Genomic DNA, 15,737 nt, shown 5'->3' on the forward strand with positions numbered 1-15,737 from the left:
TTCGTCATTCGGGCTCCAACCCAGGTTCCAACCCCTTTTCGCGCAGCCATTCGCGGTTGAAAAGCCGCGCGCGATAGATGTCGCCGCGATCGCACAGCAAGGTCACGATCGTGTGTCCCGGGCCCATCCGGCGGGCCAGCCAGACCGCCGCCGCGACGTTGATGCCGCTCGATCCGCCGACGTACAGCCCTTCTTCGCGCAGCAGCCGGTAGACCATCTTCACGCACTGCGTATCGTCGATCCGCACGGCGTCATCGATCGGCGCGCCGGCGAGATTCGCGGTGACGCGCGTCGAGCCGATGCCTTCGGTGATGGAGTTGCCTTCGGCGCCGAGATCGCCCGTTTTCACGTAACCGTAGAGCCCGCTGCCGTGGGGATCGGCCAGTACGATCCGGACCTCCGGATTCTGCTCCTTCAGGTAGCGGCTCACGCCCGCCAGCGTGCCGCCCGTGCCGGTCGCGCAGACGAATGCATCGACCGTGCCCGCCGTGTCGCGCCAGATTTCCGGCCCCGTCGTCTCGTAGTGCGCCTGCCGGTTGACGACGTTGTCGAACTGGTTGGCCCATACCGCGTTGTCGAGTTCGTCCGCGAGCCGCCCGGCAATCTTCTGATAGTTGTTCGGGTCACGGTACGGCGCCGCCGGCACCGGGCGCACGTCGGCGCCGAGTGTGCGCAGGATCGCCATCTTGTCCGGCGATTGCGTGTCGGGAATCACGATCACGCAGCGATAACCGCGTGCCGCGCAGATATGCGCAAGGCCGATGCCCGTGTTGCCCGCGGTGCCCTCGACGACGGTGCCGCCCGGCTTCAGCGCGCCGCGCTGCTCGGCGTCGCGGATGATGTAGAGCGCCGCGCGATCCTTCACCGAGCCGCCCGGATTCATGAATTCCGCCTTGCCGAGGATCTCGCAGCCCGTTTCCGCGCTGAGCTTCGCCAGCCGGATCAACGGTGTGCGCCCCACGCAGTCGACGAAGCCTTGTCGCACGTCCATTTCGCCCTCCTCTGCATTCGCGCTCGCGCGCCATACACAACGAAGGATAGGACGCGCCCGCCGCTTTCGGCGCCGGCCGCCGCGTACTAAGCTTGGAGAGCCCATTGCGGCGCGCGCGCCGCATCGCCAGACGAGGTCCGCCATGCCGCAATTGCACACCGTCGCCGTCGACAAGCCCGAGGCCATGAATTTCATCCTCGGCCAGTCGCATTTCATCAAGTCCGTCGAGGACATCCACGAGACGCTGGTCGGCACCGTGCCCGGCATCCGTTTCGGGCTCGCGTTCTGCGAGGCATCGGGCAAGCGGCTCGTGCGCCGTTCCGGCACCGATGCGGAGCTCGTCGAACTCGCGTGCCGCAACGCCCTCGCAATCGGCGCCGGTCACGCTTTCATCGTGTTCCTCGGCGACGGTTTCTATCCGGTCAACGTGCTCAATGCGATCAAGGCCGTGCCGGAGGTCTGCCGGATCTACTGCGCGACCGCGAACCCGACCGACGTGATCGTCGCGGAAACCGCGCAAGGACGCGGGATCGTCGGCGTCGTCGACGGCTTTCCGCCGCTCGGCATCGAGAACGACGACGATGTGCGCTGGCGCAAGGATCTGCTGCGCACGATCGGATACAAGGCGTAGCGTGGGCCGCCGGGGCGGATGGGTCATGATCGCGCCTTCCCTGCCGGGGCCCGTCCTGCAGACTCCGCTGCATGAAAGGCGCGGTCGCGGTCGGGATTTCGGGGCGCAGGAAAACCGGACCGTTAGTTGCATTTTTGAAGACGAAGGTACGCTTCCGCTTGCGTCGCGCCACTGCCGCCCGGCTGTCCTATACTGGCCGCAGCAGACCGACCGACGGCCGCGCCGACACACCGGCCACAGCCGCCGATTCTTCCCGGAGCAACGCATGCATTACCAGCTGATTTACGAACTCGTCGACGATTACCTGTCCCGTCGCGAACCGTTCCGCGCCCAGCATCTCGCGCTCGCGCAGGCCGCGACCGAGCGAGGCGAACTCGTGCTCGCCGGCGCGCTGTCGGACCCGGCCGATCAGGCCGTGCTCGTGTTCGAAGGCGATTCGCCGGAAGCGGCCGAGTCGTTCGCGCGCGCCGATCCGTACGTGCAGAACGGCCTCGTGAAATCCTGGCGCGTGCGCCCGTGGCGCGTCGTGGTCGGCAAGCACGCGCCGCGCTAGACGCGCGAGGCTACAGCCACCCTGCCCGCTTGAAGCGCCACCACAGCGCGAGATCGGCCGCGACCATCACCGCAATGCAGCCGTAGAAGCCGTATTTCAGGTGCAACTCGGGCATGTTCGCGAAGTTCATCCCGTAGATGCCGGCAATCATCGTCGGAATCGCGAACAACGCCGCGAACGAGCCGAGCCGCTTGGTCACCTCGTTCTCGGCGAGCGAGATCATTCCGAGGTTGACCTGGATCGCCGTCACGACCATCTCGCGCCGCCCTTCGATCGTCTTCACGATCCGCTGCAGATGGTCGTACACGTCGCGGAAGTAATGCTCCATCCCGCTGCATATCTGCGGGATGCGTCCGCCCGTGAGCTTCGCGAGCGGCTCGATCAGCGGCGCCGTGTGCTGATGCAGCATCACGAGGCGGCGCTTCAGCGAATAGAGATCCTCGATGATCGCGCGCGACGACGCGGGCGTGGCCTTCGTGAAGATGCGGTCCTCGAGTTCCTCGAGTTCGGCGCCGAGCGTTTCGAGGATCGGGAAATAGCGGTCGACGACCTGGTCCATCAGCGCATAGAACACGAACGCCGAGCCTTCCTGCAGCAGATGCGGCTCGCGCTCGCAGCGCTTGCGCACGTCGCGGAAGTCCTGCTCGGTGTGGTTGCGGATCGACAGCACATAGTTCGGGCCGACGAACACGTTCAGCTCGCCGACCTTGAGTTCGCCGTCGCCGTCGAGCTCGACCATATGCAGCACCGCGAACAGCGAATCGCCGTACTCCTCGATCTTCGGCCGCTGATGCCCCTTGCGGGCATCCTCGAGCGCGAGTTCGTGCAGCCCGAACTCCTCGCCCATCAGGTCGATTTCGTCGGGCGTCGGATCCTTCAGCGCGACCCACACGAAGCACTCGGGCTTCGACACGTAGTCGCTGATGGCGTCGATATCGATGTCGGCCAGCTTGCGGCCGTCCTGGTATGCAGCACAGTTGATCAGCATGTTGTCGGTGATGTTGCGGTTTACGCATCAGTTTACCGGTTTGCTACGCGGTCGGCCCGGCTTGCGCGGCACACCGATATTGGTCATGATCGGGCTGCGTGCACCGCAGCACGCGCACCAACGCACTTCGGCACGTACGCCGCACGGCCGTGCGGCCCAACCGTCAAGGAGACAGACCCATGTGGTATTTCTCGTGGATACTCGGCATCGGCGTGGCACTCGGCTTCGGCATCATCAACGCGATGTGGCTGGAAGCGGAAGTGTTCTCGCGCGGCGACAAGCGCAGCGACACGTCGAGCCAGGGGTCGGGGAGCAAATATTCGTGACGCACCTGGTGTTCTTCTGCGGTCACGCCGGCACCGGCAAGACCACGCTCGCGAAGCGGCTCATCGGGCCGCTGATGCGCGCGACCGGCGAAGCTTTCTGCCTGCTCGACAAGGACACGCTGTACGGCCGCTACAGCTCGGCCGCGATGGGCGCGCTCACCGACGATCCGAACGACCGCGACAGCCCGCTCTATCTGAAGCATCTGCGCGATCCCGAATACCACGGCCTGCTCGACACGGCCCGTGAAAATCTTGCGCTCGGCATCAGCGCGATCGTCGTCGGCCCGCTGTCGCGCGAAGTGCGCGACCGGCGCATCCTCGACCGCGCGTGGCTCGGCATCGCGCCCGACGTCACGCTGACGGTCGTCTGGGTCCACACGTCGGAAGACGTCGCGCACGCGCGGATCGTCGCGCGTGGCAACCCGAACGACGCGTACAAGCTCGCGCACTGGGACGAATACCGGCAGCGCCGCTTCGTACCGACCGGCCACGAATGCGACGGCATCGTGATGTTCGATAACACCGCACCGTCCGACGCGGACGTCGACGCATTGCTGTACCGCATCGTGCCGCCCGCGCCCGCCGCGACGATCGTGCCACCGCTGCCGGCCTGACCGGCACCGGCGCCCTTCTCTCTCCCCCCAAAAAAACAACGCCGGAAGCGCTGCTGCGCTCCCGGCGTCGTACGGCCCTCGTGCCTGAGACTGGCGGGTGGTCAGGCCACCGCGTGCACGCGCTCCATCGTGCCGCCTTCGTACAGCTTGCCGAAGCGGTTCGACAGGAACGCCTTCAGCGACACCTTTTCCTGCGGGATGAAACCGCTCTGCGGCAGCTTCTTCTCGCGGAACAGATCCAGCACCGCGCACATCGCGCCGGCCGTCGTGATCTGGATCGCGCTCATGTGCATCCCGCACACGTCCTTCGCGAAGATCTTGCGCGTGAACACGTCCTGCACGAGCTGGCCGTCCTTCACGCCCGTCACCGTGACGAACACGAGCACAACGTCCTGCTTCGTCGACGGCACCGCGCGGCGCATGATCGACTTCAGCGTGTCGCGGTCGGTCGACAGGCGCAGGTCCTCGAGCAGGAACTGGACGAGCTCGCGGTGGCCCGGGTAGCGCACCGACTTGTAGTCGAGCGTCTCGACCTTGCCCGACAGCGTCTCGCACAGCGTGCCCAGGCCGCCCGACGTGTTGAACGCTTCGTATTCGGTGCCGTCGAGCGAGAAGTGCTCGAGGCCTTCGAGCGGCTGCACCCACTGCTTGCGGCCGTCGCGGATCGCTTCGCACGGCTGGCAGTATTCGTTGATCAGGCCGTCGACGCTCCACGTCAGGTTGTACTTCAACGCGTTGGTCGGATACTCGGGCAGCGCGCCGACGCGCATCTTCACGTCGCGCACTTCGCTGAAGCCGTTCACGAGTTCATGCGCGGCGATGCCGATGAAGCCCGGCGCGAGGCCGCATTGCGGCATGAACGCACGGTCCGAACCGTCGGCCAGTTCGCGGATCGCGTGGGTCGCACGCACGTCTTCGGTCAGGTCGAAGTAATGGACGCCCGCAGCCTTCGCGGCGGCGGCGACGTTGACCGCGAGGTAATAAGGCAGCGCGTTGACGAGCGCATCGAAGCCCTTCACTGCTTCGCGAATCGCGTTCGCGTCGGCCGAATCGACCCGTTGCGTCGCAATGCCTTCGCGCGACAGCTTTGCGAGCGCATCCGCATCGCGGTCGAACGCGACGACTTCGTAGTCGCCCGTTTCACGCAGCATGTGAGCAATGGTGTGGCCGATCAGACCTGCGCCGACGATGGCGATTTTCATGCGCTTATCTCCTGATGATGGGTTGCTGTTGTGGACGGCGTTGAGCCATGAACACAGTTTAGGGACGCGCAAAATCAGTTCCAAGACGAAGAATGATGCGAAACGACCGATAATTTCGACGAAATGACGATTCGTTTCGTCCAAACGACCAAACCATCTAAAAATCGCGTATAGCTCGTGCCGCAAGCGGACCGTTACGGCCTGCGTTCTCGAAGGCGGAAAGAAGGAGGAACGACGCGCACTCGTCATGTGCGGAAATGCGCAAGAGAATGCGGCATGGATGCGTCGAACGACGCGTGGAAACGGCCGTCTGGGCCGTCTGCGCCCCTGCGGAACATCGGGCACGGCGGTGTCGAATACGTGGAGTCGCGTGCACTCGGCGCGCACGAATATGCTCGCCGATCACGCAGATATCTGTGCGGAATACTCGACTGCGACATCGAATGCGATGTCGCGAGGTGCGCATCAGCCGCCGATCGTCCCGCGATCGATCTTGCGCGAAAGAATGATCGACGTCGTCGTGCGTTCGACGCCTTCGAGCGTGCCGATCTGGTCGAGCAGGTCGTTGAGCCGTTCGGGCGAATCGGCGCGCAGCCACGCGACGTAGTCGTACTCGCCGCTCACCGCACACAGCAACTGCACTTCGGGCATCCGGTCGAGCTTGCGCAACACGTCCTTGCCGAACTTCGGCGTGAGGATGATGCCGACATACGCGTAAATGCTCGCGTCGAGCACGTCCTGCCCGAGCCGGACGCTGTAGCCGGCGATCACGTTGGTGCGTTCGAGCCGCGCGATGCGTGCGACGACCGTCGTGCGCGCGACGTCGAGCTGGCGCGCGAGATCCGCGACGCTTGCACGCGCATCGGCTTGCAGCAGCGCGACGAGTTGCCGGTCGAGATCGTCGAGTTGGTCGAGGCGGGGTGGACGCATGAGGCCGGGCCGGCACGCGCCGGCTAAGTGGAAGGTGACGCGATGATAGCGCCGAACGCCGGTACGCCCAAACGGCATCGCACGACTGCTCAATCGCGCGCCGTCATGCGGTCGCGCTGCCTTGTCGGTGCGCAACGACCGCACCCGAATCGCGCTCTCGCTTGCCGAGCCCGTCGCCGGTACGTGCCGGACCATCGCCAGCCCCGCGCCGATCCGCCATGTCCCTTTCAATTTCGATTCGTATCGGATGTAAGCAAGTGTCGCATTCACTACCGCGCTGCACGCAACGTGCTACTAATAATGTGCGACGCGAGATGCGTGCTTGCGGCAATTGCCGCCGCGCCCGCTCGCAAGACACCACCCCGGAGAGCCAACCATGAAGAAAATCTCGCTCACCCTCGCTACGCTCGCCGTTGCAGCCAGCGCGTTCGCGCAAACCCCGGCGCAGCCGCAAGCGCCCGCTCCGGCCACGACGGCTGCGGCCGCAGCATCGGCCCCGAGCGCCGAGCAGCGCGCGGCACGCCACGAAGCGCGCGTCGAGCAGCGCATCAAGTACCTGCACGACCAGTTGAAGATCACGTCGGCGCAGGAACCGCAATGGAAGACGTTCGCCGACACGATGCGCGACAACGGCGAAACGATGGGCCGCCTCTATCGCGACCGGATGGCCAAGCACGACGTCTCCGCGCTCGACGACATGAAGCAGTATGCGGAACTGTCGCAGGCGAACGCCGACGGCGCGAAAAAGCTCTCCGACGCATTCGCGCCGCTCTACGCGAGCTTCCCGGCCGAGCAGAAGGCGCTGGCCGACACGACGTTCCGCAGCTGGCTGAACCATGGCGGCGAGCACCGCGGCAAGGGCAAGACGAAGGCCAAGGAAGGCAAGGCGGCAGCCGCGCCGGCCGCAAGCGCACCCGCGCAACCCTGACGCCCTCCCCGCCGGCGCCGAGCTGCCCGTTACGGGCCGAACGGCGCCGCGCGTCCTGCCGGCGATCGGCGCGTCACACGGCGCGCCGAATTCGGGATAAGCTCCCGGCTTTTCCCGCACTTCCTCGCCATGCTCGAACTCAAGCACATCGATCTGCGTACCGACCCGCAGGCCCGTCGCGTCGTCAAGGACGAAACCGTCGCCGTTTCATTCGCGGACGCAGACGGCGAACTGATGAGCCTCGAAGGCCCGAACCGCTATGTCGCGGGCGACGCGCTGATCACGGGCTCGACCGGCGACCGCTGGGTCGTGTCGCGCGCGCGCTTCGACGCCAAATACCTGCCCGCCGATCCGGCACTCGCGCACGGCGCACCGGGCGCCTACCGGAACCGGCCGGCCGTCGTGCTCGCACGCCGGATGGACGAGCCGTTTACGATCGCCCGCTCGGAAAACGGCGACACGCTGCGTGGTGTCGCCGGCGACTGGGTAATGCAGTACGCACCCGGCGATTACGGCGTCGTGCAGGCGCAGCGCTTCGCGCAGGTCTACCGCGACGCGTAATCCGCCGCGCCGGCATGAAGCCGGCGCGCATGCTCACGCAAAGTCTTCGTCGAGTTCGAGTTCCGCGCTGCGCTCGACGGCCTCGCCGGCCGCGTGGCGCTCCTCGAGCGACCCGAGCATCGCTTCCGTATACGCATGCAGCACCGCATGGCTGCGCGCGCGATGCATCGGCTTGAGCGCGAGATAACGCGCGAGCGCGGCCGGCACGATGCGGATATCGAGCGTCATCCGCTTCGGCGTCGCGCCGAAACGCATCGCGAGCCAGTGCACGGACAGGAACCGCCCGCGCTCGTCGCTGCTTTCGGCGAAGCGCGTCTGCTCCGGAAAGAGATCGCAGATCACGCGCGCGAGCGCGTCGAATTCGGCGCTCCGGCATTCGATCAGATAGTCGTCCATCCCGTCTCTCCCGTCAGGCAGCCGTACGCGGCGGCCGGCACGTCTTCACCATCACGACGACCAGGATCGCGGCCAGCACGAAATACGCGGCCTCGACCCATGCGGCCGGCAGCACGCGCACCTGGTACAGCAGCGCCGGCGCCGCCGCGAGCGCATGCAGCACGATCGCGAGCGGCAGCACGCCCGCGCGGCCGGCACGCACACCGCGCCAGACCAGCACCGACAGCGCAAGCTGCAGCACGAACGCCCCGCAGCGTTCGAGCAGCAACAGCAGGATCGACTGCACCGACAGCGTCGCAAGCATCACGTGCAGCCGCACGACGGTGTCGCCCGGCAGGTCGGAAAGCTGCGTCTCGAGCTGGCCGCGGCTTGCCAGCCACGCGAGATACGACCACTGGCCCCATACGAGCACGCCGACGAACCACGCTTCGGCGCCGCCGTGGCCGATCCCGTAGCCGATCGCGCGACCGTCGCCGGCCGACGCGCCGTAGCGCCGGTTCAGGAAACGCATCCCGAGATAACGGCCGACTTCCTCGAATACGGCGGTCGCGAGCGCGCTGTATGCGACGAACGCGAGCGGCTGCGTCAGCCAGCCATCCGCCGGCGTCTGGCTCAGCACGAGCCCGTGGAACGCGCGTTCGACGATCATCGCAAACAGCGTGAAGACGGCGACGCCGACGATCGTGTCGCGGCGGTTGAGCGCGAGCGGCTTGCGCAGGATACGGAAGAGGACAAGCGGCAGCAGCGCGATGATCAGCGTGGCGGCGATCAGCACCGCCAGCGTGACGGGAGCGACAGTCATGTATTTCCTTGTTCGGGGCAGCGCACCTGGCGCGCTGCGTGCCCCGCATGATACTCAGCTTGCGGTCGACGCGCGCGCGATCAGCTCGCCCGGCAGCATCGCGACGCGCACGTCGCCCGCTGCGCCGTCGATCCGCTCGTGCACGAATTCGACGGCCTTGTAGCCGATTTCGTAGGTCGGCTGACGGATCGTCGTGATGCCGATCAGCTCGGCCCATTCCGGATCGTCGATCGACAGCAGCGCGGCCTTCTGCTGCCACGCGGCGCCGAAACGCGCGCGCAGGTGGCGCGCGATCGCGAGCGCGACCGGCGCGTTCGCGGCGAACAGCGCCGCGCGCACGCCGCGCCGCGTCGCATCGTCGATGCGCGTATCGAGGTCGGCGAGTGCCGCCGCGGCCGCGTCCGGCTCGTTCAGGTCGAGCACGACCGTCGCCGGCACCGGCAGCCCGCGCGCGCCCAGCGCCGCGCGGAACGCGGCCTCGCGCAAGCGCCGCGAGCTGACGTGCTCGAACGGCTGCACGACGAAATGGATCGCGTCGAAGCCGTGCTCGATCAGGTGCGCGACCGCCGTCTCGATCGCATCGGCATTGTCGAGGCCGATCAGGTCGGCCTCGAAGCCCTCGACCGTCCGGTCGACGAGCACGGCCGGGATGCCGGCGCCGCGCAGCGGGCGCAGCACGTCCTCTTCGGCGCCGAGCGCGTTGACGATCAGCCCTTCGACACGGTAGGTCGTGAGCAGCTGCAGGAAGCGGCGCTCCATCTCGACCTCGTTCGCCGCGTGACAGATGAGCGGCATGTAGCCGAGCGCGTGGCACGCGGCCTCGACGCCCTGCAGCACTTCGACGGTGTAAGGATTGGTCAGGTCGGCCGCGAGCATGCCGAGCAGCCGGTTGCGGCCGCGCTTGAGCCCGCGCGCCATCTGGTTCGGCCGGTAGTTGAGGCGCGCGATCGCCGCCTCGATCCGCTGGCGCAGATCGACGGACAGCACATGCGTTTCGCCGTTCAGGTAGCGCGAAACGCTGGTCTTGCCCGTGCCGGCCTCGCGTGCGACATCGCTGATCGTCGCCGGACGCGGCGTGGAAGGATGCGAATCGGTCACTGTCGTGCCTCGCGACGTACGATCCGTGCCGCTTCGTGAGCGGACGGACCTTTGTTGTTGGAAACGTAAGCCACCCGGCGGACTCCTCTGTCGACCAGCGTTAGCGCTTTAGCGCTTACGCTGGTCCCATGCTTCGCGGTCGATCGGCGTCAGCCCTTCAACGCTCACGCTGATCCCATGCTTCGCGGTCGATCAGCGTCAGCCCTTCAGCGCTTACGCTGATCCCATGCGTCGCGGTCGATCGGCGCCGGCGCATCGGCGCCCGCTCCAGTCACGTGCAAAAGCAGTCGGCCGCACCGGACCTGGCGCGGATGCCCGTCGCCGGACGCCGCCGGCAGCATTGCCGGGCCGTCGATGCGACAAGCGGGCGATCATAACGCAGCCAGCCCTCCGGCACCAAGACCATCGCCTCTAACGGCGCCGGCGCCCCGCCGGCCGGCTGTCTTCCCGTTACCCGGCGCGGCTCAGGCCCGCGCGAGCGCATCCGGATTGACGAGATTCGCGCGCAGCGTGCCGGCCAGCGCGCCGACCAGGTTTTCCGCGGCGCAGCGCGCCATCGCGTGGCGCGTCTCGTGCGTCGCCGAGCCGATATGCGGCAGCGCGACGACATTCTTCATTTGCAACAGCGGCGAATCCGCCGGCAGCGGCTCCTTCTCGAACACGTCGAGCCCCGCGCCATGGATCGTGCCCGCGCGCAGCGCGTCGACCAGCGCGGCTTCGTCGACGACGGGCCCGCGCGACGCATTGATCAGGATCGCGCCGCGCTTCATCTTCGCGAATTCGGCCGCGCCGATCAGGTGGTGCGTTTCCGGCGACAGCGGCACCTGCAGGCACACGAAATCCGACTGCGCGAGCAGTTCGTCGAGCGTCACGCGCCGCGCGCCGTACTGCGTCTCGGCTTCGGCATGCGCGGACCGGTTCGCGTACAGCACCTGCATCCGGAAGCCGAGCGCCGCGCGGCGCGCAACCGCGCCGCCGATCCGCCCGAGCCCGACGATGCCGAGCGTCTTGCCCTGCACGTCGGTGCCGTACAGGTCCGGGCCGATGCTGCGATGCCAGTGGCCGGCCTTCACCCACTCGGCCAGCTCGACCACGCGCCGCGCGGACGCCAGGATCAGCGAAAACACCGTATCGGCGGTCGACTCGGTCAGCACGTCCGGCGTATGCGCGAGCACGATCCCGCGCCGCGTGAGATCCGCGACGTCGAAGTTGTCGTAGCCGACCGAGATCGTCGACCAGGCCTTCAGCCGCGGTGCGCGGTCGAGCATCTGCGGCGTGACCTTCAGGCTCGCGCCGATCGCGCCGTCCGCGTTGCCGAGCGCATCGGCGAGCGCGTCGGCGCCGTCGGCCTGCTCGACGTCCGCATGCTCGCGCAGGTACGCGAGAACGTCATCGGGCAGCGGCTTGTACGCGACGATACGAGGCTTCATCAGTTTCATTTTCCTTGCAGCGGCGCGGCGAGCGGATGCGCATCGCGCGCCTGGGGTTTGACGGACAGCGTGAGGATCACCGCGGCGACGAGCGCGGCGCTCATGAACGCGTACGAAGCGACGGGCGACCCGGTCGCGCCGTTCAGGTAGCCGACGAAGTACGAGCCGACGAACGAGCCGAGCGCGCCCATGCTGTTGATCAGCGCCATCGCGCCGCCGGCGACGTTCTTCGGCAGCAGTTCCGGCACGATCGCGAAGAACGGGCCGTACGGCGCGTACATCGCCGCGCCCGCGACCACCAGCAGCGCATACGAGATCCAGAAATGCGACGAGCCGAGCGCATACGACGCGGCGAACGCAGCCGCGCCGATCAGCAGGAACGGCCATACGAAGCCGCGGCGCGAGCCGACCTTGTCGGACGCCCACGATGCGGCGAGCATCGCGATCGTCGCCGCGAGATACGGCAGCGCGGACAGCCAGCCGGTCGCGACCATCCCGAGGTCGGAGCCGTTCTTGACGATCGACGGCAGCCACAGCACGAAGCCGTACACGCCGATGCTCCAGCAGAAATACTGCGCGCACAGCTTGATCACGGCCGGCGAGCGGAACGCCTCGCCATAGTTGCGTACGGGCTTGATCGCCGCCTGCTCGGCCGCGAGCGCGGCGTCGAGGTCGCGCTTTTCCTGCGCGGTGAGCCACGGCGAATCGGCCGGCTTGTCCTGCACGAGGAACCACCAGCACACGGCCCAGAGGATGGCCGGCACGCCTTCGGCGATGAACATGTGGCGCCAGCCGAATTCATGCACGAGATAGCCCGACACGATCGACATCCACAGCACGGTGACCGGGTTGCCGAGGATCAGGAACGTGTTCGCGCGCGAGCGCTCGCTCTTCGTGAACCAGTTGCTGATGTAGATCAGCATCGCCGGCATCACGGCCGCCTCGACGACGCCGAGCACGAAGCGGATCGCCATCAGCGACGGGATGTTGCTGACCACGCCGGTGAGCGCCGCGCAAGCGCCCCACAGCACGAGGCTGACGAACACGAGCTTCTTCACGCTGCGGCGTTCCGCATAGATCGCGCCGGGAATCTGGAAGAAGAAATAGCCGAGGAAGAACAGCGCGCCGATCAGCGACGACAGGCCCTTGCCGATCCCGAGATCCTGGTTGATGCCGGCCGCGGCCGCGAACCCGTAGTTTGCGCGGTCGAGGTAAGCGAGGCTGTACGTGATGAACACGATCGGCATGATCGTCCACCAGCGTCGGGCTGCGAGATTGGTTGCCATCAGAATGTCTCCTTTGTTGACCGGGCTGGCGCTTCAGCGCTTCGCGGCCGGAACCGGTGCTTCCGCACCGCTCCGGTCGCCTGCTTTGCCGTCCGGTCTCACGCAAAGCGGTGCTTGATGCACGAAATGAATCCGCGGATTGTGCCGTGTTCGGCCTCTCATTGCGCGGTGACGGTTTCCTCTAAGCGATCGGCGCGATTGCTGACATTTTCGAGCCGGTCGAGTGCTTCGCGCGTCGGCAAGCCTTCCGAATCGCCGATCACCTGGATCGCAAGCGCGCCGATCCGGTTGCCGCGCGCGACGGCCTGTTCGACGCTGCGGCCTTCCAGCAGCGCGCTGACCACGCCGACCGCGAAGCCGTCGCCGGCGCCGACCGTGTCGACGACGCGTTCGACACGCTCGCCCGCGACCGTGCCCTCGCGGCCGTCGGCCGTCCGGAAGTACGCGCCTTGCTCGCCGAGCTTGATCACGACGCCGCGCGCGCCTTGCGCGAGATAGAAGCCCGCGATGTCGGCCGGCGTGTCGTGCCCGGTGAGCTGCCGCCCCTCGGCGAGGCCCGGCAGCACCCAGTCGGCGAGCGTCGCGAGCGCGTTCAGCGTCTTCGCCATCACGTCGGCGGACGGCCACAGCGTCGGGCGCAGGTTCGGGTCGAACGAGATCGTCTTGCCGGCCGCGCGCATCTCGCGCGCAAGCTGGAACGCGAGTTCGCACGACGTCGCGGAGATCGCCGGCGCGACACCCGTCAGGTGCAGGTGGCGCGCGCCGAGCACGTAGTCGGCCACGTAGTCGTCGCACGACAGGTGGCTTGCGGCGGAGCCCTTGCGGAAATATTCGACGGTCGGATCGCTGCCGTCGTCGGTGCGCGACTTCAGCTGGAAACCGGTCGGGTAACGCGGATCGACGGTCACGCACGACGCGTCGATGCCTTCGCGTGCGAGCGTGTCGAGCACGTAGCCGCCGAACGAATCGCGGCCGACGCGGCTCATCCAGCCGACCCTGTAGCCGAGCCGCGACAGGCCGATCGCGACGTTTAGGTCGGCGCCCGCGATCCGCTTCGTGAATTGCGCCGCATGCGCGAGATGGCCGGGCTCGGTCGCGACGAACATCGCCATCGCCTCGCCGTAGGTCACGACATCGAGTGCTGCTTTCATGAGTGAACTCCTCAGGATCCTTCTGCCGTCACGCCGTTGCAAGCCACGCGACGCGCCGGCATGCATCGCCCGCCAGGTCGGCCGCGTCGAACGGAAACTCGATGCCGCGCGGCGCATGCAGCGGCAGCGCCGCGAGCACGCCGGTCACGAGCGGGTCGTTCGGCGCCGGCGCGGCCGCGAAACGGCGCGCGCCCTCGCCTGCGACCGCCTTGCAATGAATGTATTCCACATGCGGCGCGAGCATCTGCGCGCAGTCGAGCGGTGCTTCGCCCGGCCACTGCCAGTTGCCGATGTCGAACGTCATCCCGAGCGCATCGGGCATGCCCGCCGCGGCCAGTGCGTCGAACAGCCCGCGGAATTGCGCGAGCGCGCCGCCGACCGGAAGCTGGCCGTTCTCGACCACCACGCGGGCACGCGCGCCGCGCGACAGCGCGACGATGTCGGCAGCGTGCGCGTCGCCTGCAAAACCGCCGAGCTGGAATTTCACGAAACGCGCGCCGAGCGCGTCGGCTTCCGCGAGCGCGTCGCGCAATGCGTCGGCATCGAGCGCGCCCGTTTCCGTGTACAGCGTGGCCGGCGTCGAATAGACCGACCACAGCCCGTGGCCGGCCAGTTGCGCGCCGAGCGCGGCCAGCGCACCGGGCGTCGTGTCGTCGTCCGACGCGAACAGCTCGCGCCTCACCTCGAAACCGGTCGCACCGGATGCCGCCGCGGTCGCGACGAATGCGCTGTGGCCCTCCTGACGCACGCGGTCCATCCCGAATGCGCTCGCCACGATCACGATGTCTGCCATTTTGCCCTTTTTTACCGGAATGGAACCGGTTCCATTTGCTTGAGACGGATGGTGCGCTTCGCTTCGAACGCACGCCATAGAGGAAATCCCTAGGGCCGGGCGCCACGCGAACGCGCGTCCGCCGGCGCGCATCGCACGTTTCCGGGCGGGCTTCGTCCGCTCAGGCGAGGTCCTGCGCGAGACTCATTTCAAGGAACTGCGAGGCAACCCGCGACGGCGCGCCGCCATGCGGCACGAGGATGGAGAAATGACGCGTGAGCGGCGCGGGCGCCAGCGAGCGCAGCACGAGCGCCGCATCCTGGTGACGCAGCGACATCGCGGACACGAACCCGACGCCCATCCCGGCACGCACGGCCTCCTTCACGGCCTCGACGCCCGCGATCTCGAACGCGACGCGCATCGGCGCGCCGCCATGCGCGAACGCCCGCTCGACGAGCTGCCGCACACCGGAGCCCTCCTCGCGCAGCACGAGCGGATGGGCGGCGAGCGCGGCCAGCGTCACGCCCGCATCGTAGTCGGGCGCGGCCAGCGGATGGTCGGCCGGCACGATCGCGACGATCTCGTCCTCGTGCCACGCATGCACGGCCGTGCCGGGCGGCAGCGCCTCGCCGGGCGGCCCTTCGATCATCGCGATGTCGAGCGACGGCAGCGCGGCGACCACGTCGGCCGTATTGCCGCTCATCGTCTGGATCGCCACGCGCGGCGCGCGCGGCTGGAACGCCGCGATCAGGTACGGCAGCAGGTAGCTCGCCGGCGTCGTGCTCGCGCCGATCCGCAGCGTGCCGGCCTCGAGGCCGCGCACCGCGTCGCGAAACGCGCGCGCCTGCGCAAACGTGTCGCGCTGCGCCTTCGCGTACTGCGCGAGCTGTTCGCCGACCGGCGTCAGCCGGATGCCGCGGCCGTCGCGCTGGTACAGCGGCTCGCCGAATTCGTCCTGCAGCAGCCGCAACTGGCCCGACACGGCAGGCTGCGACAGATGCAGCGCCACGGCGGCACGGCTGATGTTCAGGTGCTCGGCGACGGCCGCGAACGTTATCAGTTGATCCGGGGTCATGGG

At 67.6% G+C, this 15,737-nt stretch carries 18 protein-coding genes; 6 read left to right on the plus strand and 12 right to left on the minus strand.

The features are described 5' to 3' along the window. Positions 1 to 4 precede the first annotated feature (4 nt). The gene (locus tag MRS60_RS09210; protein ID WP_131948857.1) at positions 5 to 991 is read right to left on the minus strand and encodes a cysteine synthase A; all 987 of its coding nucleotides are present in this window, start codon (positions 989 to 991) and stop codon (positions 5 to 7) included. A 142-nt stretch (positions 992 to 1,133) separates the two neighbouring features. Between MRS60_RS09210 and MRS60_RS09215 the strand changes: the two genes are divergently transcribed. Together MRS60_RS09215 and MRS60_RS09220 are read left to right on the plus strand one after the other, a co-directional pair. Further along, on the plus strand, positions 1,134 to 1,622 hold the full coding sequence (locus MRS60_RS09215; protein WP_243564574.1) for an adenosine-specific kinase: 489 nt from the start codon (positions 1,134 to 1,136) through the stop codon (positions 1,620 to 1,622). A 265-nt stretch (positions 1,623 to 1,887) separates the two neighbouring features. After that, positions 1,888 to 2,175, plus strand: a complete 288-nt coding sequence (locus tag MRS60_RS09220) for a YciI-like protein (RefSeq protein WP_034181375.1) — start codon at positions 1,888 to 1,890, stop codon at positions 2,173 to 2,175. Between the two features lie 10 nt (positions 2,176 to 2,185). On the opposite strand, the gene corA is transcribed toward MRS60_RS09220, so the two are convergent. Then, entirely contained in the window at positions 2,186 to 3,163 is a 978-nt protein-coding gene (gene corA, locus MRS60_RS09225; protein WP_034181374.1) for a magnesium/cobalt transporter CorA, read from the minus strand. Positions 3,164 to 3,342: 179 nt separating this feature from the next. Between corA and cydX the strand changes: the two genes are divergently transcribed. Continuing rightward, entirely contained in the window at positions 3,343 to 3,489 is a 147-nt protein-coding gene (cydX, locus tag MRS60_RS09230; RefSeq protein WP_034181373.1) for a cytochrome bd-I oxidase subunit CydX, read from the plus strand. Beyond that, positions 3,486 to 4,103, plus strand: coding sequence for an AAA family ATPase (locus tag MRS60_RS09235; protein WP_034181372.1), 618 nt, complete (start codon positions 3,486 to 3,488; stop codon positions 4,101 to 4,103). The genes cydX and MRS60_RS09235 overlap by 4 nt, the downstream gene beginning before the upstream one ends. 101 nt (positions 4,104 to 4,204) lie before the next feature. On the opposite strand, the gene MRS60_RS09240 is transcribed toward MRS60_RS09235, so the two are convergent. Further along, positions 4,205 to 5,305 (minus strand): saccharopine dehydrogenase family protein, encoded by a 1,101-nt coding sequence (locus MRS60_RS09240; RefSeq protein ID WP_034181371.1) that lies wholly within the window; start codon positions 5,303 to 5,305, stop codon positions 4,205 to 4,207. A gap of 465 nt (positions 5,306 to 5,770) precedes the next feature. Beyond that, the gene (locus tag MRS60_RS09245; protein WP_006481526.1) at positions 5,771 to 6,235 is read right to left on the minus strand and encodes an Lrp/AsnC family transcriptional regulator; all 465 of its coding nucleotides are present in this window, start codon (positions 6,233 to 6,235) and stop codon (positions 5,771 to 5,773) included. 376 nt (positions 6,236 to 6,611) lie between these two features. Between MRS60_RS09245 and MRS60_RS09250 the strand changes: the two genes are divergently transcribed. Continuing rightward, positions 6,612 to 7,163 carry a Spy/CpxP family protein refolding chaperone gene (locus MRS60_RS09250; RefSeq protein ID WP_217589560.1) on the plus strand — a complete coding sequence of 184 codons (552 nt, stop codon included), beginning with the start codon at positions 6,612 to 6,614 and terminating at the stop codon, positions 7,161 to 7,163. Between the two features lie 129 nt (positions 7,164 to 7,292). After that, positions 7,293 to 7,724: a PGDYG domain-containing protein gene (locus MRS60_RS09255; protein WP_021160921.1), complete on the plus strand. Its 432-nt coding sequence runs from the start codon at positions 7,293 to 7,295 to the stop codon at positions 7,722 to 7,724. Positions 7,725 to 7,757: 33 nt separating this feature from the next. Here the strand turns inward: MRS60_RS09255 and MRS60_RS09260 are convergent, their stop codons facing one another. The 8 genes from MRS60_RS09260 to MRS60_RS09295 all read right to left on the minus strand — a co-directional run bounded on the left by MRS60_RS09260 (position 7,758) and on the right by MRS60_RS09295 (position 15,734). Continuing rightward, entirely contained in the window at positions 7,758 to 8,120 is a 363-nt protein-coding gene (locus MRS60_RS09260; protein ID WP_243564575.1) for a DUF3022 domain-containing protein, read from the minus strand. 13 nt (positions 8,121 to 8,133) lie between these two features. Further along, positions 8,134 to 8,922 carry a YhfC family intramembrane metalloprotease gene (locus tag MRS60_RS09265; protein WP_243564576.1) on the minus strand — a complete coding sequence of 263 codons (789 nt, stop codon included), beginning with the start codon at positions 8,920 to 8,922 and terminating at the stop codon, positions 8,134 to 8,136. 54 nt (positions 8,923 to 8,976) lie between these two features. After that, a complete protein-coding gene (locus tag MRS60_RS09270) occupies positions 8,977 to 10,020 on the minus strand; it encodes a LacI family DNA-binding transcriptional regulator (RefSeq protein ID WP_131948809.1) in 1,044 nt (347 codons plus the stop codon). 464 nt (positions 10,021 to 10,484) lie between these two features. Beyond that, complete coding sequence (locus tag MRS60_RS09275) at positions 10,485 to 11,450, minus strand: NAD(P)-dependent oxidoreductase (protein WP_243564577.1); 966 nt, start codon at positions 11,448 to 11,450, stop codon at positions 10,485 to 10,487. Between the two features lie 5 nt (positions 11,451 to 11,455). Beyond that, positions 11,456 to 12,736 carry an MFS transporter gene (locus MRS60_RS09280; protein WP_034181366.1) on the minus strand — a complete coding sequence of 427 codons (1,281 nt, stop codon included), beginning with the start codon at positions 12,734 to 12,736 and terminating at the stop codon, positions 11,456 to 11,458. A 158-nt stretch (positions 12,737 to 12,894) separates the two neighbouring features. Next, on the minus strand, positions 12,895 to 13,887 hold the full coding sequence (locus MRS60_RS09285) for a sugar kinase (protein WP_131948807.1): 993 nt from the start codon (positions 13,885 to 13,887) through the stop codon (positions 12,895 to 12,897). 28 nt (positions 13,888 to 13,915) lie between these two features. Then, the gene (locus tag MRS60_RS09290) at positions 13,916 to 14,680 is read right to left on the minus strand and encodes a TIM barrel protein (RefSeq protein WP_105392580.1); all 765 of its coding nucleotides are present in this window, start codon (positions 14,678 to 14,680) and stop codon (positions 13,916 to 13,918) included. 160 nt (positions 14,681 to 14,840) lie between these two features. Continuing rightward, positions 14,841 to 15,734 carry a LysR family transcriptional regulator gene (locus MRS60_RS09295; protein WP_175749465.1) on the minus strand — a complete coding sequence of 298 codons (894 nt, stop codon included), beginning with the start codon at positions 15,732 to 15,734 and terminating at the stop codon, positions 14,841 to 14,843. Positions 15,735 to 15,737: the final 3 nt, after the last annotated feature.

The sequence above is a fragment of the Burkholderia pyrrocinia genome, assembly GCF_022809715.1.
In the GTDB taxonomy this organism is placed as follows: domain Bacteria; phylum Pseudomonadota; class Gammaproteobacteria; order Burkholderiales; family Burkholderiaceae; genus Burkholderia; species Burkholderia pyrrocinia_C.